This window comes from Devosia sp. (assembly GCF_035944845.1).
Classification (GTDB): domain Bacteria; phylum Pseudomonadota; class Alphaproteobacteria; order Rhizobiales; family Devosiaceae; genus Devosia_A.
Window position 1 is genome coordinate 92,064 of sequence record NZ_DASZAW010000035.1, and the last position, 23,068, is coordinate 115,131.

Sequence of the window (23,068 nt, forward strand, 5' to 3'; positions counted from 1 at the left end):
CCGCTCCCCCCCCTATTTGTAGAAGCCGTCGCGCAGGTTGAGGCCGTGCTCGAGATAGACCTTCATGGCGCACAGCATGCCGGTCCAGCCCTCGGTGTTGCCGATACAGGCATCGAGCCCCTGCTGCGTTTCCATCCAGCCCGCCTCGGTGATGGTCACCAGCGTCCGGCCATCCTCGAGCGGCTCGAAGCTCATGGTCACCGTGGTGTCGCCGCTCGGGTCGGCGCCGGCTCCTTCCGCCGCGCCCCAGCGCAGAACGATCCGCTTGTCGTCGACCACTTCGACCACCTGCACCGGAAAGGCTCCGGGGAAATCGGCGAAGTCCCAGGTCACCGTCGCGCCGGTGGTGAGCCGGCCCTTGGCGCCGCCGGTGGTGAAGAAGCCGGAGAGCTTGGCCGGATCGGCCACCGCTTCGAACACCTCGTGCACCGGCTTGGCGATGCGGCCCGATACTTTCAGCTTCACATCCATGACGTCTCTCCTTGGCGCTTATCGCTTGCGTTTCCAGCCATTATGTTATAAAAATATAACATGTCAAGCGACGACGAAAACGACAAGATCTTCAAGGCCCTGGGGAACCGGGTGCGGCGCAACATGCTCGATCGATTGAAGGACAGCCCGCAAACCACCGGAGCGCTCTGCGAGGCCTTCCCCGAACTCGATCGCTGCACGGTGATGCAGCACCTGAAAGTGCTGGAGGATGCCGACCTGGTGATCGCCCGCCGCGATGGTCGGGAGCGCTGGAACCACCTCAACGCCATTCCCATCCAGCAACTGCACGAGCGCTGGATCGGCGGCTACGCCGCCTACGCGGCGCAGGGCCTGCTGAAGTTGAAGCAGGGGCTGGAGGGCTGAGCGCCGGGTTTCGGCGGACACCACTGTCCGCACACCGGCTTTCGCGCTAAGAGGGCTGACCACTCACCAGCATTGAACTCCGATGGCCCCCACCACCTATGCCGGCCCGATTGCCGGGCTGCCTGACCAGACCACTCTTCATACCGGCCGCGCCGTGTTCACCGAGGCCTATGCGGTGATCCCGCGCGGTGTGATGCGGGACATCGTCACCAGCTACCTGCCGCACTGGAAGGACACCCGGGCCTGGGTCATCGCCCGCCCGATGAGCGGCTTCTCGGAGACCTTCTCGCAATATATCGTCGAGGTGTTTCCCGGCGGCGGCAGCGAGCAGCCGGAGCCCGATGCCGGAGCCGAGGGCGTGCTGTTTGTGGTCGAGGGGCAGGCAACGCTGATCCTTGATGGCAAGACCCATCAGTTGAAGACCGGCGGCTACGCCTTTCTGCCGCCCGGCACGCGTTGGGCGCTGCACAACAAAACCACGGCGCCGGTGCGTTTTCACTGGGTGCGTAAGCGCTACGAAGCGGTCGCTGGTATCGACCTGCCAGCAGCGTTCGTTGCCAACGAGCAGGACGAGCCGATCATCTGGATGCCGGGCACCGATAGCCGCTGGGGCACCACCCGTTTCGTCGACCCCACCGACGTGCGCCACGACATGCACGTCAACATCGTGACGCTCGAGCCCGGTGCGGTGATCCCGTTCGAAGAAACCCATGTGATGGAGCACGGCCTCTACGTGCTCGAGGGCAAGGCGGTCTATCGGCTCAATCGCGATTGGGTCGAGGTGGAAGCCGGCGATTTCATGTGGCTCCGGGCCTTCTGCCCGCAGGCCTGCTACGCTGGGCCAAGCCGCTTCCGCTACCTGCTCTACAAGGACGTCAACCGCCACGCCAGGCTCGGGCTATGACCCGAGCCCTTTGATGACGGCGAGGAGTTCGTCGAGCTCGTCCAGTGTCGCATCGACCAGGTCGTCGGGCGGCAGGCGGCCTGTCTCGGCGACGAGATAGTCGCGGTTCGCTGCGATTTCGGCGCGCAGTTCTGCGAGGCGCCGCAGCGCCAGCTCATGCGGGTCGGAGCCCCTGCCATGGTGCGCCAGCTGTCCGGTCAGGTAGGTGGCGCGGAGCTGCCAGCCCTCGATATAGCGCCGATATGGCTGAGTGATCGCTGCCGATTGGCTTTCGATGAGCGCATCGGCCGGTGCGGCATAGGCAAGTTGAATCTGATTGTGCATTCTCAAACCCGAAGCGCTTGCAGGGAAAGTCGAGAGACTTTTCCGCTTCGAAAGCGCAGCCAACAACAGTAGGTGAGCGTCTCGGCATCAGCACGCCGACACGCTCTAAGTCACGAGCGCCACAACGTTTTCGTCGCGGGATGGTTCAGCGTGGCCGCAGAGGAAATTGCTTGCGGGTCGGAACAGCCCCGGTCATCGTCCGGTTCTCGCGACAGGGAGAACGCGATTCAGATGACATCATTGAGAATGCTGGCCGCTTTGGCCCTGCTGGCCTCGCCCGCTCTGGCCGAGGATCTGACGCCGCCGAGCTATCAGAACCTCCTCACCCCACTGGTCCAGGACGGCAGCGACGTGCTGGGCACGCCGCTGGCCTACCCCGCGGGGACGCCGAACGTCACGTCCGCCATCGTCACGGTGCCGGTTGGCGGCGAGACCGGCTGGCACGAGCATGAGGTGCCGCTCTTCGCCTACATCCTCGAGGGCGAGTTGACCGTCGACTATGGCAGCAAGGGCAAGAAGGTTTACCGCGCCGGCGAGGCGGTGCTCGAGGCCGTCGGCTGGCCGCATAATGGCGTCAACACCGGCGCCATGCCAATGAAGCTGGTCGCCGTCTACATGGGCGGCGCCAGTGCTGCCAACACCATCAAGGTCGACCCGAGCGCCCGCAAATAATCCCGCAACAGTCGGTGCCTGCCGGTTAAGCTGGCTCAACCACCGGGAGACGAAATGACATCCAGCCGTACCATCCATATCGAGCCGCTGACGCGCGAGGCCTACGCCCCTTTCGGGCAGGTCATCGAAATCGCCGGCGCGCACCACTACCCCATCAATGGCGGCATGACCGAGCGCTACCAGGACCTCGCCAGGGTCGAACTTGGCGGCGTGCACGCCCGCCCCCTGGTCTCGATCGCCCGCGGCCAGCCCTATGAGCTGCCGCTGACGCTGACGATGGTGGAGCGCCACCCGCTCGGCAGCCAGGCGTTCTATCCCCTGTCGCAGCGCCCGTTCCTCTCCATCGTCGCGCCTGACGAGGGCGGCGTGCCCGGCCTGCCGCGCGCTTTCCTCGCTGCTCCCGGCCAGGGCATCAATATGGCGATGAACACCTGGCACGCCGTGCTGACACCTTTGGAAGAGACCTCCGACTTCCTGATCGTCGATCGCGGCGGCGACGGCAATAATCTGGAGGAATACTTCTTCGACGAGCCCTACCTCGTCGTGCTGCACGACTGATTTCTTTTACCCAAGAGACGGTTGGGCGTCGCAACTGCGTTGCAATTGCCCCATAATCTGTCGAAACGATTTTTTGGCAGGAGGTAATTGATGCGTATCGTGGTGGCGATTGTGGCCATGTTGCTGGCCTTGGCGAGCCCGGCGCTCGCCGCCAAGGTGACGCTCAAGGGCGATGTAACCTATCGCGAGCGTATCGCCCTGCCACCCGGCGGCACGCTGTCGGTGTCGCTGATCGATCTCGCGACGCCCGACAAGCCGCGCGTCTCGGCCAAGGCGCCGATCGCCAGCCCCGGCCAGGTGCCGCTGACTTTCACCCTCAATTTCGACGATACCGTCATCGTCGCCGGCCATTCCTATGCACTGGTCGCCGAAATCGCCGGCCCCGATGCCGTATGGTTCCGCAATGCCGAGCCCTATGCGCTCGATCCGTTGGCACCGGCGCAACCGGTGCTCATCATCGTCAACATCGTCCCCGCGGAAGAGCCGGCGCCAACCGCCGAGCCGGTGGCGCCCGCTGCCCCCTCGCCCGTTCTCGATATCACCTGGCAGGCCGAAACCATCGGCGGCACTCCGGTGGCGCGCGGCATCGTCTCCTCGCTCTCCATCGCCTCCGACATGCGCGCCGGCGGCCGTGGCGGCTGCAACTCGTGGTTCGCCCAGGCCGAGGTCAATGCCGAACGGCTGATCTTCAGCGCCGTCGCCGCCACCCGCATGGCCTGCACCTCCGACGAAGCCACCAAACAGGAAGACAACTTCTTCGCTGCGCTGGCCGCCACCCGCTTCTGGCGCATCGACGGCGACCACCTGATCCTGCTCGACGCCGGCGGCGTGGAGCTGGCGAACCTGGGCAAATCGCGGTTCTGAAGGCGTAGTCACCGGCCATGCCCTTCGCGTCCCCTCTCCCCTCTGGGGAGAGGGCCAGGGTGAGGGGGCGCTAGAGGCACCGCCCGCGTTCCCACTGCAGGCGTGTAACCGGTTGACGTTCTCCCCGCCTCCGCTCAGGTTCAACCCACCGAACCGGAGCCCCTTATGCACACGCCCGACCTGATCTCCCGCCTGCTCGATGTCATCGAGGATGACCTGCTGCCGCTGACCAAGCGCGGCGTCGGCGGCGGCAACAAGCTGTTCGGCGCGGCGATCCTCAACAAATCCGACCTGTCGCTGGTGGTCGGCGAAACCAACAACGAGACCGAGAATCCGCTCTGGCACGGCGAGATGCACGCCATCAAGCGCTTCTACGAATTGCCGGCCGAGAGCCGCCCGGCGCCCAGGGATTGCCTGTTTCTGGCAACGCACGAGCCCTGCTCGCTCTGCCTCTCCGGCATTACATGGTCAGGCTTCGACAATTTCTATTACCTGTTCAGCTACGAGGACACGCGCGACAGTTTCGGCATTCCGCACGACATCCGCATTCTCCGGGAAGTCTACGCCGTGCCTGACCCCGATCGCGACTACGTCCCCGAGGATCGTCCGCTCTACAACCGGAAGAACGCGTTCTTTTCGAGCCACGACATCCAGCAGATGATCGCCGGACTCGATCGCTCGTCCAAGGAGCTGCTGGTGGGGCGCGTCGACGACCTCAACGCCGCCTACAACGACCTCTCGGCCGCCTACCAGAAGGACAAGGGCAAGAAGGGTATCCCGCTGAGTTAGCGCGCTCTAGACCAGCACGACGCTCGCGGCGGCAAAGGCCAGCACAGCGAGCGCGGTAGCGAAGAGCACGAGCAGCAGGATCTGGGTGCCGCTGCTCAGGCTGGCCGGCCGGTGCTGGCCATGATCGTGGTCGGGGTTCACGGAGCTCAGCCGAGGTCGGCGAGCTGGTTGGCCGGCGCGGTTTCAACCGGCAGGGCCGAGGCGGCAATGGTCAGGGTGGCCATCGACATCACGAACAGGGCGACGAGAGTGAGCTTCAACATATTTACCCCCCAAGGGCGCTGCCGGCGCTGGGCCAGCGGTTCATCTTGAGGGCGATAATGCGGCGCGGCGTTTGAACGTTCCCGGAATCAGGCATTTAGCTGGCGTTCAGGAATGCCGCTTTCGCCACATTTCGAAGACTTAATGCAGTTCTCCAACTTGTAACGCGGGGATTGCCTCTGCCTTTCCTACATCGGGATCGTAACAATGGAGATGCAGAGATGCCCAGCCCCCTGACCCGCCGCGACGCCCTGCGCCTCGTCGCCATAACCGCCGCCGGCGGCGCCCTGATGACCCAGAAAGCCTTCGCCCAGGAAGCCCGCGCCACCACCACGACCGGCCTGATGCCGGGTGCCGATGTCTGCGTGCTCACCCCCGAGGTGACCGAGGGCCCCTACTATTTCGACCCGTCGCTCGAACGCGCCGACATCACCGAGGGAACTCAGACTGGGGTCGCCACCACCGTTCGGCTGCAGATCGTCGATGGCAGCTGCCAGCCGATCGAAGGCGCGCGCGTCGACATCTGGCACTGCAATGCCGAAGGGCTCTATTCGGGCTATGCCAACCAGACCGGTGGCGTCGACACCACGGGCCAGACGTTCCTGCGCGGCACCCAATTCGCCGGCGCCACCGGGATCGTCGAGTTTCAGACCATCTACCCGGGTTGGTACGCGGGCCGGACCACCCACATCCATTTCAAGGTCTTCCTCGACGACAAGACCGCGCTCACCGGCCAGTTGTTCTTCCCCGATGCGCTGAGCCAGTTCATCTATCAGAATGTCGAGCCCTACACCGCGCACGGCCATGAACGCGACGTGCTCAACGCCAACGACAACATCGCCAGCCAGGCGACCCGCGCCTCCTTCGCCTATGTGAAGGAACTGGAAGAGCGCTACCTCGTCGCCATGATCGTCGGGGTTGATCCCGCCGCCGAGTCCGCGACCGGCTTCGGTGGCGCGCCCGGCGGTGGCGAGCGGCCCAGCGGCCCGCCGCCGGATGGAGCCATGAGCGCCCCGTCGACCGAGACCAGCGTCAGTTTGGTGCCGGGGATCGCGGGTATCCGGTAAGCAAAAAGGGCGGCCCGTTGGGGCCGCCCTTTGTTCTATGCACAGAGCTCTCAGTCGTCATCTCCCCCTTGGCGGGGGAGAAAGCGAAAACTTGGGCTTAGCGCAGCTAAGCCCTTAGTTTTCGCAAGAGAGGGGGTCGTGGGAGCCATAGTGCCCTCCACTATCCCCTCTCTTGCGATTTCTAGGACTTAGCAAACGCTAAGCCCAAGAAATCGCTTTCTCTCCCGCAAGGGGAGAGATGACGGAGAGATCGTGCCTGGCCAGATTACCCTGCGGCGCGTTCGCTCTCCGTGCGGCGCTGCCGGCCGGCGTCCTTCTGCTTCTTGTTCCAGCGCTGCTTGGGCGCCGGGGTGCCCTGCCCGGTCGGCTTTTCCCACCAGGCCTGCGCGGTCGCCGGAGCGCCGCCATTATGCGAGACATTGCTGCCCTTGCCGGCGCCACCGCGCACCTGCTGCGCGTTGCCGCGCTGCTGCTGACCATTGCCGCCGGGAACGCCATGGCCTTCACCGCCGCGCTTGCGGCCGTCGACGATCGCCGCCTTCTTGGCGCCCGAGAAGTGCCGGCCGGCATTGGCTTGCTTGCGCTGCCCATCCGGACGCGGGGTCTGCGGCCGCGGCGGCTGCCGTTGCGCCCGCACCTGCGCCGCGTCGATCACTTCGCCGCCATTGCCCTTCAGTTCACCGGTCACCGGCAGGGTCTTGCGGATCAGCCGCTCCACATCGCGGAGCTTGCCGCGCTCGGTACCGTCGCACAGCGTGATCGCAAAGCCCGAGGCGCCGTTACGCGCCGTGCGGCCGATGCGGTGCACATAGTTCTCCGGATCGTCCGGCAGCTCGAAGTTGATCACGTGGGTGATGTTCTGCACGTCGATGCCGCGCGCCGCGATATCGGTGGCGACGAGGATCCGCACCGAACCGTTGGCAAAACCCTTGAGCGCCGCCTGGCGGGCATTGTTGGATTTGTTGCCGTGGATCGCCGCGGCCTCGTGGCCGTCGATGGCGAGGTTCTTGGCCACGCGGTCGGCGCCGTGCTTGGTGCGCGAAAAGATGATGACACGGCTGAGGCTCTCGTCTTCGAGCAGCTTGTTGAGCACCCCGCGCTTTTCCTTCGAACCGGCAAGGATCACCCGCTGGTCGATGGTGCCAACAGTCTGCGCCGCCGGGTTGGCTTCCACCCGCACCGGATCGTTGAGCAGGCCCTTGGCCAGCTCGGCGATCTCCGGCGCCATGGTGGCCGAGAACATCGCGGTCTGGCGACGTGGGCCGATCGCCCGGGCGATCTCCTTGACGGCGTTGATGAAGCCCATATCGAGCATCCGGTCGGCCTCGTCGAGCACCAGCCAGCGGGTCTCGGTCAGCTTGAGCTTCCTGTCGTCGACCAGGTCCTTGAGGCGGCCGGGGGTGGCGATCACCACGTCGACACCGCGGGCGATCTTCTGGATCTGCCCGCCGCGCGAGGCGCCGCCGAGCACCAGCACGGTCGAGAGCTTGGCGCCCGCGAGCTTATGCAGCACTTCGTCGATCTGCACCGCCAGCTCACGGGTCGGCGCGAGGATCAGCGCTCTGGTGGTCATCGGGTTGGGGCGGCCGCCCAGGGCGGCAAGGCCGGCAAGGATCGGCAGGCCGAACGCCGCGGTCTTGCCCGAGCCGGTCTGGGCGATGCCCATGATGTCCCGGCGCTCGAGCTGCGGCGGAATGGCTTTCGCCTGGATCGGGGTGGGAGTGGTGAACCCGGCGGCCGTAAGCGCGCTGACGAGCTGCGCCGACAGGCCGAGTTCGGAAAATGAAGTGGTCAATGGTCAAACTTTCATTGGCGCGCTCCGGGCCAATCGGTGCGCGTGGGTCGCCGGAGGCCCATAGCGGGCTCGGCGTGATCAATAGGTGCAATGGCGACGGGATTGCCGCACGGTTGCGCTGTCTCCCGGTGTTCCCGCTATCGTCGCGGGGGACATTTCCGGGGCACTTCGCCGCTCACCGTTTTTGGCCAGTAAGAAGAGAAGTCCATCGCCGGCATCGCGCCTGTTTCCCACTGAACGGGACGAGTGCGCGGGGCGAATGCTGGCGATATGGGCGATATGCGCCGGATTGGCAAGGGATTTCGCGGAAATGAGGTGCAGGGGAGCTATGCGAGGGTCCTGACTGATAGAGACGGCCCCCTCCCATCCCCCCCATGAAGGGGGAGGTGCCCTGCCGGTGTGTTGGGCACGATCGGAGACCGAGCCTCGACTCTGCACCTCCCCCTTCATGGGGAGGCCGGGAGGGGGCCGTCTCTTTCAGTCGCCCTCTAGCCTCCTGCAGAATCCACATGACGTCACCGTCACGCAAAATGACGTCACATCTGCATTGACATGACGTCACTATGATGTCATTCATCGCGCCATGGACCTCACACCACACATCGACAGCCTGCAACGCGACCTGATTGCCGCCGCAGAAGTCGCAGCACCCGAGACCCGCGCCGCCACCGAACGCCTGCTGTTCGCCTTGAGCCCGGCAATGCGATTGGCGCTGATGGATGCCATCAGCCAGGCCGCCGCCGAGATCACCTCGAGAATGCCCAGCGGCGGCGTCGAGGTGAGGCTCAGCGGCCGCGAACTGGATTTCGTGCTGCAACTGCCGCCGGCCGCAACCGCCAGTCCCAGCTTGCCGCCCGAGGAGGCCGATGATGACGGCAGCCTCGCCCGCATCTCGCTGCGCATGCCGGAAACGATGAAGGCGAAGGCCGAAGAGCTCGCCGCGCGCTCGGGTCAGTCGCTCAATAACTGGCTGGTCAACGTGGTGCGGGCAGCGACCCGCAGCGACCTGCCGGGCGGCCCCGCCGACCCGCTTCCGTCCAACGACCCATTCGGCGGCAAGCGCGGCAACCGCCGCATGACCGGCTGGATCAAGCCGACCGAAACCTGAGCTTCCCCAACAGGAGAGACGAAATGACCATGCATCGCTTCGAAACGCGTCAGCCGGTGCGGCTGCTCACCGAGATCGGCAAGGGCTCGGTGAAGGTCGTCGCCACTGACACCACCGAGACTGTGATCGAGATTACCGGCCACGACGCCGATCAGGTTCGCGTCCTCCAGGACGGCGACCAGATCAGCGTGATCGGCCCGAAGCAGCACGACAGGTTCTTCGGCGGCGACACCCGGCTCGACGCCGTCATCACCCTGCCGAGCGCCAGCGAGGTCGCCGTCCGCACCGGCAGCGGCGACATCACCCTCGTCGGCAGCTTTGGGGAAACCCATCTGAAGAGCGGCTCCGGCGACCTGATCGTCGACACCGCGACCGGCGCCATCGTGCTCGATACCGGCTCGGGCGATATCCGCGTCGAAAACGCTCGTGACGACATCAAGGCGCGAAGCGGTTCCGGCGACGTGCTGGTCGCCGAGGCGGCTGCAACGGTCGACGTGTCGACCGGTTCAGGCGATGTGCACCTGGGCACGACGCGCGGCTCGACCGCGATCAAGACCGGGTCGGGCGACATCAAGGTCGGGGACGCCGGTACCGACGTGACGCTCAAGACCGGGTCGGGCGACCTGACGATCGGCACCGCCCGTCGCGGCCGGATCACCGTCGAAGGCGCCTCTGGCGATGCGCATGTCGGGGTGCCCGCCGGCATCCCCGTATGGACCGATATCTCGACGGTCACCGGCCGGATCCGCTCGACGCTCCGCGGGGCCGGCCAGCCGGCCGATGGCGCCGACCACCTCGAAATCCGCGCCAGGATGGTCACCGGCGATATCGTACTGACCGAGATTTAGGCTTTTGAAGTGCCGGGGGAGCTGATGGGCTCGACCGTCTCCTCACCCACCGGCTGTAGGCGGAGCGACTGCGGTGGTTCAGCTCATCCGTGAAGCACCTGGCCGGCGCCCCCTAGATCCCGCCATACCAGTCATAGCCGTGATCTTCCCAATAGCCGCCCTGCCCCATGCCGAACTTGGCGAAGCTATCGACCAGTTCGATGGTGTGGACATATTTCGGCTGCTTGTAGCCCAGCGCCCGCTCGATGCGGATACGGACCGGGGCGCCGTTGCTGACCGGCAGCGCACTGCCGTTGAGGCCGTAAGCGGCGATGGTCTGCGGGTGGAAGGCGTCGATCAGGTCGGAGCTGGTGTAATAGGCCTCGGGGGCCGAGAGCCCGCCGCCCATCTGGTCATAGCAGTGGTAGACCACGAACTTCGCCGTCGGCTGCACCTTGGCCTCGTCGAGCAGCCGGCTCAGCGGCACGCCGCTCCATTTGGCGATGCAGCTCCAGCCCTCGACGCAGTCGTGCCGGGTGATCTGGGTGCGCGACGGCATGTTCTGGAGTTCAGCGAGTGAATACTCCTTGGGCGTCTCGACCAGCCCGATGATCCTGAGTTTGTAGGCCGCAAAGCCGCCCGCCTCGAGATCGCGATAGAGGATATTGCGCGGGTCGGTCGAGCCATTGGGCCGTTGCCCCTGGCGGATCTCGCTCTCCGAGAATTCCTTGGCCAGGGCCTGCTCGCCGACCAGGGCGCGCTGGGCGGAATAGGTCAATTGATTGGCCCGCTCGAGGAAATTCCGCACCGGATCGTTGCGCGCCCCGAGGAAGTCGAACTGGTCGCAGCCGGCCAGCAGCAGCGAGCCGGCGGAGGCCGCGCCGAGCCCGAGCAACCGACGGCGGGTCAAAATCAGCCGGCTCATTTCGACTTCTCCTGCTTGGGCGCATCCGGCTCAGTGCCGGGGCTGGTGCGGTAGTATCCGGTGATCATCGAGCGAAGTTCGTTGATCGGCCCGGCCAGCACCACCATGGCGATGTGGACGACGAAGAACAGCACCAGGAGCAACATGACGATGAAATGGATGGTGCGCGCCGTCTGCCGCCCGCCGAACACTTCGACCAACCAGGGCCAGCCGGCATTCATCGTCGGCGACATCGACAAGCCGGTGAGAATGATCAGCGGGAACAGGATGAAGAACACCCCGAAATAAGCGACCTTCTGCAGCGGCGAATAGGTCCTGCGGTGATGGAAGCGGAAGCGGATATGCTCCCAGATATCCTTGGGCAACTCGCGGAAATCGCGCGGCTTGAGGATCACGTCGCGCCACAGATGGCCGTTGAACAGGCTCGAGATCAGCCAGATGGCGAGCGCCCCGACGAGGATCCAGGCAAAAAAGAAATGCACCACGCGCCCAGTGGCAAGATCGCGGAACGACGGGATGGTGGCCCAGCCGGGGAAGCCGACGAAGTTGGGGTTCCCCCTGAGGTCGCTCATCCCCAGCACCCCTGACGTGTCGAACTTCTGGCCGAACACCGTGGTGAAGCCGCGCGGGCCTGCATCGGTGTTCTCGGCTCCGATCCTCAGGATCTCGTTGCTGAACTCGAAGCCCGATTGCGCGCCGACATACAGCGCCGGATGGGCATTCCAGATCTGCAGCCCGCTGAGCAACAGGAAGAACATGGCGATCGCCCACACCCAGTGCGTAACCCGCGTCAGGATCGCCTGGCGATAGATCAGCGGGCCTTTCGCCTTCGCTGGTTTTTCGACCTCAACTCGGTCGATGGCCTGATCGGTCATTGTTCCCCCAGGTGTTCCACAGAGCGCCTTCAGGAAAAGTCTTGAGACTTTTCCGGTGCGAAAGCGCGGCAACAATTTCCTGAAGCAGCTTTGCCGTCTCGACGAAACGGCCAATGCTCCGGGCGTCGCTCCCCGCCTGCCCTTAGCAACGGCAGTTCGGGGAGCGATTGCAGCCTATCACGGATAGTTTATTGCGCCGGGGCCATTGCACCGTCGGCCATGGGCTCCGCCGCCATGGCGTCGCCGCCCATCGCGTCACCGGCCATGTTGTGCGCCGTGTGGCAGGCTTTGGTGGCGTCGTTCTTCTTCATCGCGTCGGCCTCCATGCCGGCCTTCTCGAGGCAGGCTTTCAGCATTTCGTCCGGCGTCATCGCCATCGGGTCGGCCGCCATGGCGTCGCCGGCCATCGGCTCGGCAGCCATCGGCGTCGCCATGGCATCCTCGGCTGCAACGTTCCCGGCAAAACCCAGGGCAGCCGCAAGGGCAAGGGCGGAAAGCATGGTCTTCATCAAAAGTCTCCCGTTGGCCGCCTCAGCGCGGCGTTACGAGAAGCAATTCGCCGTCGGACCGCACAAAGTTACCTCGTCACGCGTTCGTGACCGGGCGACAGATTTCCTCGGGCGGTGTAACCTTTTGCCATTCTCTGGCGAATTCAGGACTCAATGAGCGTCACCTCGGACATGGAAGCGCGGCTCCGCGCGCTGATGCTGAAGGCGCTCGACGGCGACGCAGGCGCCTATCGCATGCTGCTCGACGAGTTGCGGCGCATGCTGCGGCCCTACTTCGTCCGCCGCCTAACCCCCGGGCTCGCCGCCAATGGCGATGACCTCGTGCAGGAAACACTGATGGCCATCCACACGCGACGGCTGACCTATGATCGCGCCCAGCCGCTCACCGCCTGGGTGCACGCCATTGCGCGCTATAAGCTGATCGACCACTTCCGCCGCAACAGGGTGCGCGCCACCGTCCCGCTCGAGGATGATGCAGCGCTGTTCGCCCGCGACGAGGCCGGCGACACGACGGCTCGCATGGATGTCGATGCGGTGCTTGCGACCCTGCCCCCTCGTCCCGCCGAGCTGATCCGCCAGACCCGGCTCGAGGGCGCCTCGATCGCCGAGGCCGCAGCGCGCACCGGGATGTCGGAATCGGCGGTGAAGGTCTCGATCCATCGAGGGTTGAAATCGCTTGCCGACCGCTTCGGAGGGCGCTCCGATGAGTGACGAACTGCTCGATCGACTGACCGCCGATCTCAAGCCGACCCCGCGTCGGGCGCTGCAGGCGCGGTTGTTCGGCTGGGCCGGCCTCGGCATCGTGCTGTCGGCCATCATCATGCTCGCCTGGCTGGGCCCGCGGCCCGATATGATGCACGCGCCCGGCACCATGATGTTCTGGACCAAGTTCGCCTACACCACGAGCTTCGCCATTATCGGTGGCATTGCCGCGCTGAACCTGGCGCGCCCTGGCGGCACGCTGCGCCGGCAGGTGATCATCCTCGCCATTCTCGTGCTGCTGGTCGGCGCCGGGGGCCTGGTGCAGCTCGTGCTGATGGGGCCCGACCAGATGAGGCGCCTGGTGATGGGCAGCACGGCGCTGCGCTGCCCGTTCTACATCGTGGCGCTGGCGGCACCCATCTATGCCGCGATCATCTTCGCCATGCGCCGCGCCGCGCCGACCAACCCCACCCTCGCCGGCTTCGCCGCCGGGCTGTTCGCCGGCGGCGCCGGCGTCTGGGTCTACGCCTTCCACTGCACCGAAAGCGGCATGCCGTTCATCGCCATCTGGTACACCGCCGGGGTGCTTGCCACGGCGCTGATCGGCGCGGTGATCGGGCGGTTCGCGCTCAGGTGGTGAGGGGCGCTCTGCAAACCCTGGTGGCTCCCAGGACCCCTCTCTGGCGAAAACTATGGGCTTAGCTTCTTGGCTAAGCCTTAGAAATTCCAAGAGAGGGGGCGCCGGAGGGCACGATGGCTCACCCCTCCGCTCGCGCCGCCCAGTTGATGCCGCGGCGCAGGATCGTCGCCATCTGCGGGTTCTCGAATTCCTTGGCCTGATGGCCCAGCGTCGAGTGGAACACCTTGCCGGCGCCGTAGAGCCGCTTCCACACCACCGGCATCACCACACCCTTGGTCCAGGCCGCATGCTGGCCTGAGAAGGTGGTCGTCGCCAACACTTCGACCGAGGGGTCCATGTGCATGTAATACTGCTCGGAGGTGTAGGGGAACGAGGCGGGAATCCCCTGCATGATCGGATCTTCGGGCTTGGTCACATCCACCGTGTAATCGATGATGTTGCCCGGGTGCGCCACCCACTGGCCGCCGACCATGAACTGGTAGTCGACCGCATCGCGGAAGGCGTCGCTCATCCCGCCATGGTGCCCGGCGAGCCCGACGCCGCCTTCGACCGCCTTGACGAGGTTGGCGAGCGGCTCCTTGTCGATCTTGCTCATGGTGTAGATCGGGATGATCAGGCTGAGCTCGTGGATCGCCGGATCGGCGAACACCTGGAGATCGGTTTCGACTCGCACCGAGTAGCCGTCTTCGTGCAGCCAGCGCCGATAGATGGCGGCGCATTCCTCGGGGTCGTGCCCGCTCCACCCACCCCAGACGATCAAGGCACTCCGCATAGTCGACTCCTGAAAAACAGAGGGGAAGCTGCTGACTTCCCGGGTTCGATCACGTGGCAAATCGGTGACCGAAAGCGCGCGGAGAGTATCCGAACCGGCCATCCATGGAAGCCCAAAAGCGTCGTCCGACGCCCTTCCGCTGTCGCAGTTTCTATAGTTAACTCTGGGTTCCACTGGGGTTGCGGATGACGGCCAGCGGCATGCCTGATGCTTGTTACACCGGCGTTGCAATGCAGTGCGAGAAGGGTTCGGACCAACCGGATGCCACGTTAAAGGGACAGAGATATGAAGAAGCTGTTGTTCGGCGCCGCGGCGCTGGCGCTATCGGCCGGATTGACCGGCGCCGCGCAAGCCGAGTTCTCGCTCAAGATCCTCCACATCAATGATTTCCACTCGCGTTTCGAATCCATCACCGGCACCGACTCGACCTGTAATGCCGAAGGCGAACAGAAGGGCGAGTGCTTCGGCGGCATCGCGCGCCTGAAGACTGCCATCGACGCCGAGCGCGCCAAGGCCACGGCGGCAGGCGAGAATAGTGTGCTGTTCTCGGCCGGCGACGAATTCCAGGGCTCGCTGTTCTACACCCGGTACAAATCCGAGATCGTCGCAAACTTCATGAACGACATGGGTTTCGACGTGGTCGGCACCGGCAATCACGAGTTCGACGACGGCCCGCTCGAGTTTGCCAAGTTCATCGCCGCGGCCAAGTTCCCGATCATCGGCGGCAACTTCGACACCACCAAAGATCCTGACCTCAAGGGCCTGCCCAAGGGCGTGATCGTCCTCAACATCGCCGGCGAGAAGATCGGCGTCATCGGCGCCACGACCGAGGATACTCCCGATATCGCTTCGCCGGGGCCGAACGTCGCGTTCGAGAGCGTCACCGAATATGTGAAGGGCGCTGTCGGCGCGCTGGAAGGCGCCGGGATCAACAAGATCATCGTCGTCAGCCATATCGGTTACAATGTCGATCAGGAACTCGCCAAGGCCGTTTCAGGTATCGACGTGATCGTCGGCGGCCATTCGCACACCTTCCTCGGCACCGGCGAGGGCGAGGCCGGCCCCTACCCCACCCTGGTCAAGAACCCGGACGGCGTCGATGTGCCGATCGTCCAGGCAGGCCAGTACGGCAAGGTGCTGGGCGACCTGAAGGTTACCTGGGACGATGCCGGCAAAGTCATCTCCGCCGCGGGCGCGCCGATCCTCCTCGATGCGTCGGTGACGCCCGACCAGGGCTTCCTCGACCGCGTCGCCGAACTGGGCAAGCCCCTCGAGGCGCTGAAGGCCGAAGTCATCGGCAATGCCACCGAGGCGATCCAGGGCGACCGCAACGTCTGCCGCGTCATGGAATGCTCGATGGGCAACCTGGTCGCCGACGCACAGCTCGACCGCGTCGCCGACCAGGGCATAACCATTTCGATCGCCAACTCGGGTGGCCTTCGCGCCTCGATCGATGCCGGTTCGATCACCATGGGCGAAGTGCTGACTGTGCTGCCCTTCTCTAACACCCTTGCCACCTTCCAGCTTACCGGTGCCGATCTCGTCGCCTCGCTGGAAAACGGCGTCAGCCAGATCGAGGAAATCGCCGGCCGCTTCCCGCAGGTCGCCGGGCTCAAATACACCTTCGACAAGTCCAAGCCCGCCGGCTCGCGCATCTCCGATGTGCTGGTCAAGGACGGCGACAACTGGGTGCCGATCGATCCCGCCACGACCTATGGCCTCGTCACCAATAACTATGTCCGCGGTGGCGGCGACGGCTATGAGCTGTTCGGCACCAAGGCAGTGAATGCCTACGACTTCGGCCCGCCGCTCGAAAAGGTGGTCGCTGACTACATCGCCAAGCTCGGCGGCGACTACGCCCCCTACACCGACGGCCGCATCACCGACGCCTCGCCGGCTGAGGCGCCGGCGGCCGAACCCGCACCGGCCGCTGAGCCAGCGGCTCCGGCAGCAACCGAGGCCCCGGCCGAAGCGCCGGCAGCAACTCCGGCTGCTCCTGCCGAAGCACCGGCAGCGGCACCGGCCGAGACCCCGGCAATGGAAGCCCCGGCGATGGAAGCTCCCGCGATGGAGGCCCCTGCGATGGAGGCCCCTGCCATGGCCCCTGCAACGGAAGCCCCGAAGCAGTAAGGCACAGAACGCCCAGTCGGCGATCCTCTCCCGCTTGCGGGGGAGGGGGACCGCCGGCAGGCGGTGGAGGGGGGGAGCGGCAAACACCGGCCCCCTTTTCCTTTGGCAAGTAGACGATCAGCGCGTGGGGCTCCCCCCTCCCCCGCAAGTGGGAGAGGGCACCGACTGCGCCATCGAGCGTGCTGCCCTACCGCTGGAACAACACCACCTTATCGTCGCCATAGATCGTCCGGGCGAACTCCTTGAAGCCCAGCCGCCCGGCGACGCGCATCGAGGCGAGGTTGTCGACATTGATCAGGCAGGTCATGCGGCGGCCCGGGAAGCTCGTTTCGGCCCAGCCGATCGCCGCCTGCATCGCCTCGGTGGCGTAGCCCCAGCCCTGCGCCGAGGGCATCAGCGCCCAGCCGGCTTCGAGCGTGCCCTCGAGCGGTGGCTCGATGATACGGCGCGCTTCGTGAAAGCCGGCTTCTCCCACCAGTTGGCCGGATTCCTTCTCGAAGGTTGCGAAAAAGCCGAAGCCCAGGTGCTGCCAGCCCCCTGCCCGGGTCAGGAACCGCTGCCAGCTCTGCTCCCTGGAAAACACCCTGCCGCCGATGAAATGCACCACGTCGGGGTCGGCCCACATGGCAGCGAAGGCGTCGAAATCCTGAGGTGTATAGGCGCGGAGGATCAGCCGCTCGGTTTCGATGACTGGAATGTCCATGGCGTCAGCGCGGCCGCGCCAGCTGCCGCCAGATCAACAGCACGATGACCGAGCCGACAATGGCGCCAAAAAAGCCGGCCGGTTCGCCCGACTGGTACCAGCCGATCGCCTGCCCCAGCCAGGTCGCCAGCAGCGCACCGACAATGCCCAGCACCGTGGTCAGGATGAAGCCGCGCGGCTTGGGATCACCAGGGGTGATCAGCTTGGCGATGACCCCCGTAATGAACCCGATGATAATGGCGCCCAATATGCCCATAAGCCCCTCCGATTCCTCGCGAACATAAATGGACCCGAGGCGGTTGGGTTGCAATGGGCGGGGGCTCTGTCGGGATAGGTCGGCGCGGAAGAGTCCCCCACCCCTATCCCCTCCCCGCAAGGGGGGAGGAGACCAAAACGCTGGCTTCAGTGTGAGCGTCTCCCTCCCCCTTGCGGGGAGGGGATAGGGGTGGGGGTGCGTTTCCCGCACCGGCCCATCAACCGCCTGGCTCTACGGCCCCCACGCCCGCCAGGCCTCGTCGCGCTGCTCGCCGAAGAACCGCAGCACCTCCAGCAGCATGCCGATCGGCCGCTCGCCCCAGGAGTAATCCGGCACCGGCCTGCCCCGCAGCTGGTGCAGCGCAATCTGCAGGTGCCGCCAGACGATCCGCGGCCGCAGCCCGTCGTCGATCAGCCCGGTTTCCCCATAGCCCTCGAGCATTGCCGGCACCGCCCGCAGCGGCACGCCGGCAAAGTCCCGCGATACGTCGCCCCACTCGCAACCGCCCCAATCGAGCACCGCCACATAGTCGAGGCTGTCGGCGCCAACCATCACGTTGCTCGCCTGGCTGTCGCCATGCAGGAAGCGCGCCTCGCCCGGCGCCACCGCATAGGGCGCCAGCCGATCCAGCCAGCGCGTCAGCCAGTCCGCCTCCGCCACCCCGAAATAGCCGGCCCGTGCAATCTCGGCGGGCAGCGGGCGCGGGTCGGTCTTGTCGTCCCAACTCAGCAGTTCCGTCGCTGCTGAGGGTTCTACCCCGGCATGAAGGCGCGCCAGGTCGCGCCCCAACTCACGCCATGCGGCGACAACGAGCGCCGGATCGGCCACGCTACGCTCCAGCACCCGGCCTTCGACCCGCTCATAGATGCCGTAGGCCACCGGCAGGATCGTCCGCGTCGCGTCGGACACCAGCAGCGCCGGCGTCCGCACCCCGGCCGCCCGCGCCAGCGGCACCGCGATCGCCTCGTTCAGCGCCGTGCCTTCGAACCGCTGATCGAACCGCGGCACACGCAGCACATGCCGCTCGCCCAGCGCATAGATGGCGTTGAAAATCCCGACCTGCGCCATCGGCGCCACCGAGCCGGCGGCAATGCCGTGCTGCGCCGCAATGGCGTACAGCATCTCGTCCGAAACAACAGGAAAGTCCGGCAGCGCCACGCTCTCGCCCCCCGCGATTGGCCCCGCCTGACGTTACACGCCGCCCGACAAAAGCAAAGGGAGCCACGCCCCACGGCGCAGCTCCCGATAAGATCTGCAGGTGCCGATCAATGCGTCGCCAATTCCTTGCGCTGCTGCTCGGACACCGTCGCCAGATCCAGCACCTTCTGCAGTTCAGCGGCGTGGCGGAAGCTCGGCTCCTGCATCTTGCCGGTCTTCACTGCCTCGGCGAAGCGCTGGTAGTTGGTCGGCACCGCCGGCGCTTCCATTTCCTCCCAGGTGCCGCTCTCGACATTGTCGCCGAGGCAGACGCGCAGGCGCGAACCGTCATGGCGGTGCTGCACTTCGACGCCACCCTTTTCGCCATAGACGCGCAGCCGCAGCTCGTTCATGTGGCCGGTGGCCCAGCGGCTGGCGTGGATCACGCCCAGTGCGCCATTGTCGAAGTCCACCGCCATGGTGAAGCTGTCATTGGCGTCGAGCTCGTACTCGCCGATCTTGTTGCCCTCGGCCTTGTCGAAGGTCTTGAGGCGCGCGAACACGTGCTCGATCTCGAGGCCCGAGCCATACGAGGCGAAATCGAGAATGTGCACGCCGATATCGCCGAGCACGCCGTTCGAGCCATGCTTCTTCGACAGGCGCCACAGCCACTGGCTTTCCGTGCGCCAGTCGCCCCAGGCCTTCGACACCAGCCAGCTCTGCAGGTAGCTCGACTCGACATGCTTGACCGCGCCGATGGCGCCCGAGAGCACGATCTCGCGGGCCTTCTGCAACTGCGCGACGTTCCGATAGGTGAGGTTGACCATGTTGATCAGCCCGGATTGTTCGGCCACGTCGACCATCTCGAACGCCTTGGTCGCGTCGGTCGCCAACGGCTTTTCGCAGAACACGTGCTTGCCGGCCTTCAACGCTGCAATCGAGGTGGCGTGGTGGATCGAATCCGGCGTGACATTGGCCACCGCATCGAACTGCCCCCAGGCGATCGCCGCATCGAGCGAGGCAAAACCGTTCGGAATGTTGTGCGTGGTGTTGAACTTCTCGAGCCGGTTCGGATCGACATCGACGCCGGCGACGACGCTGACGCCGTCGATGGCGGCAAAGTGCTTGGCGTGCTGGGCGGCCATGCCGCCGGTGCCGAGGATGAGCATGCGCATAGTGGTATTCCTTCGGGATGGGGCGCTGTTTCGCCCGTATGCGTTACGGTCGGGTCAGACCCGATATTCCTTGCGGTCGAGATCGGCGACGAGCGCCAGGTCGAGGATCTTCTGCAACTCCGCCGCGTGACGGAAATCCGGGTCGGCCTGCACGCCCGTCCGCACCGCCTCGACGAAGCGCTGGTAGTTGGTCTTGACCGGCTCGGCCTTTACCTCGCGCCAGGTGGATGTCGCGACGTCTTCGTCGGCACAGACCCGAAGCAGCGAGCCCCAGTGGCCGTGGCTCAGCTCCAGCCCGCCCTTGTTGCCGTAGACGCGCAGCCGCTGGTCGTTCGAGTGCCCCGAGGCCCAGCGCGACGAATGGATGGTGCCGATGGCGCCATTGGCGAACTCGGCCGAGATGATGAAACTGTCATTGGCATCGAGCACGTATTCGCCGATCCGGTCGCCCGGCACCTTCTGGAAGGTCTGCAGCCGGCTGTTCATCGCGACGATCGGCTGGCCGATGGCGAAGGTGGTGAAATCGAGAATGTGGATACCGATATCGCCGACCGTACCGTTCGAGCCATGGCCCTTCGACAACCGCCACAACCAGGTGCCGGCGAGGTTCGCCGCATCGTTGAAGTCGCGCAGCGCCAGCCAGTGCTGCAGGTAGCTCGCCTCGATATGCTTGACCTCGCCGATCATGCCCGAAGCGATGATCTCGCGCGCCTTGTGGAGTTCCGCGACGTTCCGGTAAGTGAGGTTCACCATGTTGATGAGGCCGGATCGTTCCGCCGCCTCGACCATTTCCATGGCGAGCCCATAGCTCGGCGCCAGCGGCTTTTCGCAGAACACATGCTTGCCGGCAGCAAGCACCTTCAGCGTCGTCGGATGGTGGATCGAATCCGGCGTGATGTTGTCGACCGCGTCGAAATCGCCCCAGGCCAATGCGTCATCGAGCGAGGAAAACCGGTTGGCGATGCCGTAGGTGTCGCAGAACGTCGCCAGGTTCTCGGGGATGGTGTCGACGGCGCCCACCATCTCGACGCCATCGATGGTCTGGAAGGCCTTGGCGTGGCTCTGGGCCATCCGGCCGGTGCCGAGAATAAGAAGTCGCATCGCTCTGTCAGGGGTTAGGGTCGAACGGGATGAGGGCCGCCGGGAGGCGGCCCCTGTTCTCAGGTCACTTCGGGTGATGCGTCAGCTTGGCGCCGCGCTCGACGATGTGTTCGATCGCCTTGTCCACCGGAGTGTTCGGCGCCTTGAGCAGATGTGCGTGATTGTCGGGGTTGTAGGCCCAGTTCACCGCGTTGCGCAGCACCTTGCCGACATTGGCGTCGTGATAGGTCGGGTAGGTTTCGTGGCCCGGGCGGAAATAGAAAATGTTGCCGGCGCCGCGGCGATAGGTGAGGCCCGAACGGAACACTTCGCCGCCCTGGAACCACGAGACGAACACCGTCTCGAGCGGCTCCGGCACCGAGAAGGGCTCGCCGTACATTTCTTCGTTCTCGAGCTCGAAGTAGGGGCCGAGGCCCTTGGCGATCGGATGGCCCGGGTTCACCACCCAGATGCGCTCGCGTTCGCCGGCTTCGCGCCAGTGCAGGTTGGCCGGCGTGCCCATCAGGCGCTTGAACACCTTCGAGTGGTGGCCCGAATGGAGCACGATCAGCCCCATGCCTTCCCAGACGCGCTGCACCACGCGCTCGACGATCTCGTCCTTCACTTCGCCATGCGCGGCATGGCCCCACCAGACGAGGACGTCGGTATTGGCGAGCTTCTCGACGGTCATGCCATGCTCGGCATCCTGCAGGGTCACCGTGGTCGGCACGAGGTTCTTGTCCTCGCCGATCAGCGCAGCGATCTGGCCGTGCATACCCTTGGGGTAGTTCTCGGCCACGGCCTTATTCTTCTGCTCGTGGACATTCTCACCCCAGACGGTGACGCGGATCGGCATGGCGGGTCTCCTTGGTAATCGTGGAAAGGGCCGGATAATGGCTCCGGCCCAGGCTTCGATAATTCGTTTTGGCTTTGTCGCGCTTTCGAACCGGAAAAGTCTGCAACTTTCCTGAAAACGCTCCGGTCCTCAAAGCGGTTTGATCGTCGGCGGGATTCACTGCATTGCGGCCCTGCAATTGGCAAGCAAGTGCGGCGAAAATCGAACGAGGCGCAGCGAAAATCGCTGCGCCTGCGGTAATTTTGTCAGTTCTTGACCGGCTTGCCGGCCTTGTCGAAGCGGTAGACCTTGCCGGGGACCGGCGCGATCGAGATCGCGGCATCCGGCTGGTGCAGATGGGTGCCTTCCTGCCGCACGATGATCGGATCGCCACCCGCTCCGATATCGACATAGACATAACTGTCCGAGCCGAGGCTTTCGGAATGCACGACCTTGCCCTTCCAGGCGCCGTCGCGGTCGGCGATCTCGATATGCTCGGAGCGCACCCCGATGGTGTTGGCGCCGAATTTCGAGGCGATCTCGCCATTGAGGAAGTTCATCTTGGGCGAACCGATAAAGCCGGCGACGAACAGCGACTGCGGGTTCTCGTAGAGCTCGAGGGGCGTGCCCACCTGCTCCACCAGCCCATCGCGCAGCACGCAGATCCGGTCGGCGAGCGTCATCGCCTCGACCTGGTCGTGCGTCACGTAGACCATGGTCGAACTGTTCATCGCATGATGGAGCTTGGCGATCTCGAGCCGGGTGGCGACGCGCAGCGCCGCATCGAGGTTCGAAAGCGGCTCGTCGAACAGGAACACCTTAGGGTCGCGCACGATGGCGCGGCCGATGGCGACGCGCTGGCGCTGGCCGCCCGAGAGCTGCTTGGGCAGGCGCGCCAGATAGGGGGTGATCTGCAGCAGCTCGGCCGCCTTCTCCACCCGCTCCCTGATCGCTTCCTTGCTCGACTTGGCCAGTTCGAGGCCGAACGCCATGTTCTCGTACACCGTCATGTGCGGGTAGAGCGCGTAGGACTGGAACACCATGGCGATGCCGCGCTTCGATGGCGCCAGCGCGTTCACCAGCGTGCCGTCGAAGGTCATTTCGCCCGAGGTGATGTCCTCGAGCCCGGCCATCAGACGCAGCAAGGTGGATTTGCCGCAGCCCGACGGGCCGACGAAGACCATGAACTCGCCCGAGAAGATCTCGAGATCGACGCCCTTGATCACATCGACGAGGCCAAAGGACTTCTTGATGTTCTTGAGTTCGATATGCGCCATGGATTTAGCCCTTTACGCCGCCGGCGGT

27 protein-coding genes are annotated in these 23,068 nt (G+C 65.1%); 12 read left to right on the plus strand and 15 right to left on the minus strand.

The window, feature by feature from the left end; translation table 11 throughout:
• Nucleotides 1–12: 12 nt before the first annotated feature.
• Complete coding sequence (locus tag VGV07_RS05935; RefSeq protein ID WP_326867763.1) at nucleotides 13–471, minus strand: SRPBCC family protein; 459 nt, start codon at nucleotides 469–471, stop codon at nucleotides 13–15.
• A gap of 60 nt (nucleotides 472–531) precedes the next feature.
• Between VGV07_RS05935 and VGV07_RS05940 the strand changes: the two genes are divergently transcribed.
• Both VGV07_RS05940 and VGV07_RS05945 read left to right on the plus strand, forming a co-directional pair.
• Complete coding sequence (locus tag VGV07_RS05940) at nucleotides 532–855, plus strand: metalloregulator ArsR/SmtB family transcription factor (protein ID WP_326867764.1); 324 nt, start codon at nucleotides 532–534, stop codon at nucleotides 853–855.
• Between the two features lie 82 nt (nucleotides 856–937).
• Nucleotides 938–1,759 (plus strand): bifunctional allantoicase/(S)-ureidoglycine aminohydrolase, encoded by an 822-nt coding sequence (locus tag VGV07_RS05945; RefSeq protein WP_326867765.1) that lies wholly within the window; start codon nucleotides 938–940, stop codon nucleotides 1,757–1,759.
• Here VGV07_RS05945 and VGV07_RS05950 read toward each other — a convergent pair.
• Nucleotides 1,754–2,083: a hypothetical protein gene (locus VGV07_RS05950; protein WP_326867766.1), complete on the minus strand. Its 330-nt coding sequence runs from the start codon at nucleotides 2,081–2,083 to the stop codon at nucleotides 1,754–1,756. The two genes, VGV07_RS05945 and VGV07_RS05950, sit on opposite strands and share 6 nt — an antisense overlap.
• 231 nt (nucleotides 2,084–2,314) lie before the next feature.
• Here VGV07_RS05950 and VGV07_RS05955 point away from each other — a divergent pair, with 231 nt between their 5' ends.
• The 4 genes from VGV07_RS05955 to VGV07_RS05970 all read left to right on the plus strand — a co-directional run bounded on the left by VGV07_RS05955 (nucleotide 2,315) and on the right by VGV07_RS05970 (nucleotide 4,966).
• A complete protein-coding gene (locus tag VGV07_RS05955; protein ID WP_326867767.1) occupies nucleotides 2,315–2,755 on the plus strand; it encodes a cupin domain-containing protein in 441 nt (146 codons plus the stop codon).
• A 54-nt stretch (nucleotides 2,756–2,809) separates the two neighbouring features.
• A complete protein-coding gene (locus VGV07_RS05960; protein WP_326867768.1) occupies nucleotides 2,810–3,313 on the plus strand; it encodes an ureidoglycolate lyase in 504 nt (167 codons plus the stop codon).
• A gap of 90 nt (nucleotides 3,314–3,403) precedes the next feature.
• Complete coding sequence (locus VGV07_RS05965) at nucleotides 3,404–4,177, plus strand: META domain-containing protein (protein ID WP_326867769.1); 774 nt, start codon at nucleotides 3,404–3,406, stop codon at nucleotides 4,175–4,177.
• A 165-nt stretch (nucleotides 4,178–4,342) separates the two neighbouring features.
• Complete coding sequence (locus VGV07_RS05970) at nucleotides 4,343–4,966, plus strand: nucleoside deaminase (protein WP_326867770.1); 624 nt, start codon at nucleotides 4,343–4,345, stop codon at nucleotides 4,964–4,966.
• A 6-nt stretch (nucleotides 4,967–4,972) separates the two neighbouring features.
• On the opposite strand, the gene VGV07_RS05975 is transcribed toward VGV07_RS05970, so the two are convergent.
• A complete protein-coding gene (locus VGV07_RS05975) occupies nucleotides 4,973–5,107 on the minus strand; it encodes a hypothetical protein (RefSeq protein ID WP_326867771.1) in 135 nt (44 codons plus the stop codon).
• 341 nt (nucleotides 5,108–5,448) lie between these two features.
• Here VGV07_RS05975 and VGV07_RS05980 point away from each other — a divergent pair, with 341 nt between their 5' ends.
• Complete coding sequence (locus VGV07_RS05980; protein WP_326867772.1) at nucleotides 5,449–6,294, plus strand: intradiol ring-cleavage dioxygenase; 846 nt, start codon at nucleotides 5,449–5,451, stop codon at nucleotides 6,292–6,294.
• A 265-nt stretch (nucleotides 6,295–6,559) separates the two neighbouring features.
• Here the strand turns inward: VGV07_RS05980 and VGV07_RS05985 are convergent, their stop codons facing one another.
• Complete coding sequence (locus tag VGV07_RS05985; RefSeq protein ID WP_326867773.1) at nucleotides 6,560–8,089, minus strand: DEAD/DEAH box helicase; 1,530 nt, start codon at nucleotides 8,087–8,089, stop codon at nucleotides 6,560–6,562.
• 583 nt (nucleotides 8,090–8,672) lie between these two features.
• On the opposite strand from VGV07_RS05985, the gene VGV07_RS05990 reads away from it, so the two are divergent.
• The gene (locus VGV07_RS05990) at nucleotides 8,673–9,197 is read left to right on the plus strand and encodes a hypothetical protein (protein WP_326867774.1); all 525 of its coding nucleotides are present in this window, start codon (nucleotides 8,673–8,675) and stop codon (nucleotides 9,195–9,197) included.
• A gap of 23 nt (nucleotides 9,198–9,220) precedes the next feature.
• Nucleotides 9,221–10,045 carry a DUF4097 family beta strand repeat-containing protein gene (locus VGV07_RS05995; RefSeq protein WP_326867775.1) on the plus strand — a complete coding sequence of 275 codons (825 nt, stop codon included), beginning with the start codon at nucleotides 9,221–9,223 and terminating at the stop codon, nucleotides 10,043–10,045.
• 112 nt (nucleotides 10,046–10,157) lie between these two features.
• On the opposite strand, the gene VGV07_RS06000 is transcribed toward VGV07_RS05995, so the two are convergent.
• The 3 genes from VGV07_RS06000 to VGV07_RS06010 all read right to left on the minus strand — a co-directional run bounded on the left by VGV07_RS06000 (nucleotide 10,158) and on the right by VGV07_RS06010 (nucleotide 12,333).
• Nucleotides 10,158–10,949 (minus strand): molybdopterin-dependent oxidoreductase, encoded by a 792-nt coding sequence (locus VGV07_RS06000; RefSeq protein ID WP_326867776.1) that lies wholly within the window; start codon nucleotides 10,947–10,949, stop codon nucleotides 10,158–10,160.
• Complete coding sequence (locus VGV07_RS06005; protein WP_326867777.1) at nucleotides 10,946–11,824, minus strand: cytochrome b/b6 domain-containing protein; 879 nt, start codon at nucleotides 11,822–11,824, stop codon at nucleotides 10,946–10,948. The genes VGV07_RS06000 and VGV07_RS06005 overlap by 4 nt, the downstream gene beginning before the upstream one ends.
• Nucleotides 11,825–12,012: 188 nt before the next feature.
• On the minus strand, nucleotides 12,013–12,333 hold the full coding sequence (locus tag VGV07_RS06010) for a pentapeptide MXKDX repeat protein (protein WP_326867778.1): 321 nt from the start codon (nucleotides 12,331–12,333) through the stop codon (nucleotides 12,013–12,015).
• Nucleotides 12,334–12,486: 153 nt separating this feature from the next.
• On the opposite strand from VGV07_RS06010, the gene VGV07_RS06015 reads away from it, so the two are divergent.
• The gene (locus VGV07_RS06015; protein ID WP_326867779.1) at nucleotides 12,487–13,044 is read left to right on the plus strand and encodes a sigma-70 family RNA polymerase sigma factor; all 558 of its coding nucleotides are present in this window, start codon (nucleotides 12,487–12,489) and stop codon (nucleotides 13,042–13,044) included.
• Nucleotides 13,037–13,675, plus strand: coding sequence for a DUF1109 domain-containing protein (locus VGV07_RS06020; protein WP_326867780.1), 639 nt, complete (start codon nucleotides 13,037–13,039; stop codon nucleotides 13,673–13,675). Before VGV07_RS06015 ends, VGV07_RS06020 begins: the two co-directional genes overlap by 8 nt.
• Nucleotides 13,676–13,793: 118 nt before the next feature.
• On the opposite strand, the gene VGV07_RS06025 is transcribed toward VGV07_RS06020, so the two are convergent.
• On the minus strand, nucleotides 13,794–14,447 hold the full coding sequence (locus VGV07_RS06025; RefSeq protein ID WP_326867781.1) for a ThuA domain-containing protein: 654 nt from the start codon (nucleotides 14,445–14,447) through the stop codon (nucleotides 13,794–13,796).
• Between the two features lie 285 nt (nucleotides 14,448–14,732).
• Between VGV07_RS06025 and VGV07_RS06030 the strand changes: the two genes are divergently transcribed.
• Nucleotides 14,733–16,577: a bifunctional metallophosphatase/5'-nucleotidase gene (locus VGV07_RS06030; protein ID WP_326867782.1), complete on the plus strand. Its 1,845-nt coding sequence runs from the start codon at nucleotides 14,733–14,735 to the stop codon at nucleotides 16,575–16,577.
• Between the two features lie 187 nt (nucleotides 16,578–16,764).
• Here VGV07_RS06030 and VGV07_RS06035 read toward each other — a convergent pair whose 3' ends face one another.
• The 7 genes from VGV07_RS06035 to VGV07_RS06065 all read right to left on the minus strand — a co-directional run bounded on the left by VGV07_RS06035 (nucleotide 16,765) and on the right by VGV07_RS06065 (nucleotide 23,040).
• Nucleotides 16,765–17,280, minus strand: coding sequence for a GNAT family N-acetyltransferase (locus VGV07_RS06035; protein ID WP_326867783.1), 516 nt, complete (start codon nucleotides 17,278–17,280; stop codon nucleotides 16,765–16,767).
• 4 nt (nucleotides 17,281–17,284) lie between these two features.
• On the minus strand, nucleotides 17,285–17,536 hold the full coding sequence (locus VGV07_RS06040) for a GlsB/YeaQ/YmgE family stress response membrane protein (protein ID WP_326867784.1): 252 nt from the start codon (nucleotides 17,534–17,536) through the stop codon (nucleotides 17,285–17,287).
• 231 nt (nucleotides 17,537–17,767) lie between these two features.
• Nucleotides 17,768–18,694 (minus strand): phosphotransferase family protein, encoded by a 927-nt coding sequence (locus VGV07_RS06045; protein WP_326867785.1) that lies wholly within the window; start codon nucleotides 18,692–18,694, stop codon nucleotides 17,768–17,770.
• 107 nt (nucleotides 18,695–18,801) lie between these two features.
• The gene (locus VGV07_RS06050) at nucleotides 18,802–19,848 is read right to left on the minus strand and encodes a Gfo/Idh/MocA family oxidoreductase (protein WP_326867786.1); all 1,047 of its coding nucleotides are present in this window, start codon (nucleotides 19,846–19,848) and stop codon (nucleotides 18,802–18,804) included.
• A 54-nt stretch (nucleotides 19,849–19,902) separates the two neighbouring features.
• Entirely contained in the window at nucleotides 19,903–20,949 is a 1,047-nt protein-coding gene (locus tag VGV07_RS06055) for a Gfo/Idh/MocA family oxidoreductase (protein ID WP_326867787.1), read from the minus strand.
• 64 nt (nucleotides 20,950–21,013) lie between these two features.
• On the minus strand, nucleotides 21,014–21,784 hold the full coding sequence (locus tag VGV07_RS06060) for a ThuA domain-containing protein (protein WP_055880985.1): 771 nt from the start codon (nucleotides 21,782–21,784) through the stop codon (nucleotides 21,014–21,016).
• 245 nt (nucleotides 21,785–22,029) lie between these two features.
• Nucleotides 22,030–23,040, minus strand: a complete 1,011-nt coding sequence (locus VGV07_RS06065; RefSeq protein ID WP_326867788.1) for an ABC transporter ATP-binding protein — start codon at nucleotides 23,038–23,040, stop codon at nucleotides 22,030–22,032.
• Between the last annotated feature and the right edge of the window lie 28 nt (nucleotides 23,041–23,068).

Coding starts and splice junctions, on each gene's coding strand:
- VGV07_RS05970 (WP_326867770.1), top strand. CDS start 4,343: ATGCACACGCCCGACCTGATCTCCCGCCTGCTCGATGTCATCGAGGAT.
- VGV07_RS06025 (WP_326867781.1), bottom strand. CDS start 14,447: ATGCGGAGTGCCTTGATCGTCTGGGGTGGGTGGAGCGGGCACGACCCC.
- VGV07_RS05995 (WP_326867775.1), top strand. CDS start 9,221: ATGACCATGCATCGCTTCGAAACGCGTCAGCCGGTGCGGCTGCTCACC.
- VGV07_RS05965 (WP_326867769.1), top strand. CDS start 3,404: ATGCGTATCGTGGTGGCGATTGTGGCCATGTTGCTGGCCTTGGCGAGC.
- VGV07_RS05990 (WP_326867774.1), top strand. CDS start 8,673: ATGGACCTCACACCACACATCGACAGCCTGCAACGCGACCTGATTGCC.
- VGV07_RS06055 (WP_326867787.1), bottom strand. CDS start 20,949: ATGCGACTTCTTATTCTCGGCACCGGCCGGATGGCCCAGAGCCACGCC.
- VGV07_RS06005 (WP_326867777.1), bottom strand. CDS start 11,824: ATGACCGATCAGGCCATCGACCGAGTTGAGGTCGAAAAACCAGCGAAG.
- VGV07_RS05980 (WP_326867772.1), top strand. CDS start 5,449: ATGCCCAGCCCCCTGACCCGCCGCGACGCCCTGCGCCTCGTCGCCATA.
- VGV07_RS05960 (WP_326867768.1), top strand. CDS start 2,810: ATGACATCCAGCCGTACCATCCATATCGAGCCGCTGACGCGCGAGGCC.
- VGV07_RS06035 (WP_326867783.1), bottom strand. CDS start 17,280: ATGGACATTCCAGTCATCGAAACCGAGCGGCTGATCCTCCGCGCCTAT.
- VGV07_RS05945 (WP_326867765.1), top strand. CDS start 938: ATGGCCCCCACCACCTATGCCGGCCCGATTGCCGGGCTGCCTGACCAG.
- VGV07_RS06060 (WP_055880985.1), bottom strand. CDS start 21,784: ATGCCGATCCGCGTCACCGTCTGGGGTGAGAATGTCCACGAGCAGAAG.
- VGV07_RS06020 (WP_326867780.1), top strand. CDS start 13,037: ATGAGTGACGAACTGCTCGATCGACTGACCGCCGATCTCAAGCCGACC.
- VGV07_RS06000 (WP_326867776.1), bottom strand. CDS start 10,949: ATGAGCCGGCTGATTTTGACCCGCCGTCGGTTGCTCGGGCTCGGCGCG.
- VGV07_RS06050 (WP_326867786.1), bottom strand. CDS start 19,848: ATGCGCATGCTCATCCTCGGCACCGGCGGCATGGCCGCCCAGCACGCC.
- VGV07_RS06030 (WP_326867782.1), top strand. CDS start 14,733: ATGAAGAAGCTGTTGTTCGGCGCCGCGGCGCTGGCGCTATCGGCCGGA.
- VGV07_RS06065 (WP_326867788.1), bottom strand. CDS start 23,040: ATGGCGCATATCGAACTCAAGAACATCAAGAAGTCCTTTGGCCTCGTC.
- VGV07_RS06040 (WP_326867784.1), bottom strand. CDS start 17,536: ATGGGCATATTGGGCGCCATTATCATCGGGTTCATTACGGGGGTCATC.
- VGV07_RS05940 (WP_326867764.1), top strand. CDS start 532: ATGTCAAGCGACGACGAAAACGACAAGATCTTCAAGGCCCTGGGGAAC.
- VGV07_RS05955 (WP_326867767.1), top strand. CDS start 2,315: ATGACATCATTGAGAATGCTGGCCGCTTTGGCCCTGCTGGCCTCGCCC.
- VGV07_RS06010 (WP_326867778.1), bottom strand. CDS start 12,333: ATGAAGACCATGCTTTCCGCCCTTGCCCTTGCGGCTGCCCTGGGTTTT.
- VGV07_RS05950 (WP_326867766.1), bottom strand. CDS start 2,083: ATGCACAATCAGATTCAACTTGCCTATGCCGCACCGGCCGATGCGCTC.
- VGV07_RS06015 (WP_326867779.1), top strand. CDS start 12,487: ATGAGCGTCACCTCGGACATGGAAGCGCGGCTCCGCGCGCTGATGCTG.
- VGV07_RS05935 (WP_326867763.1), bottom strand. CDS start 471: ATGGATGTGAAGCTGAAAGTATCGGGCCGCATCGCCAAGCCGGTGCAC.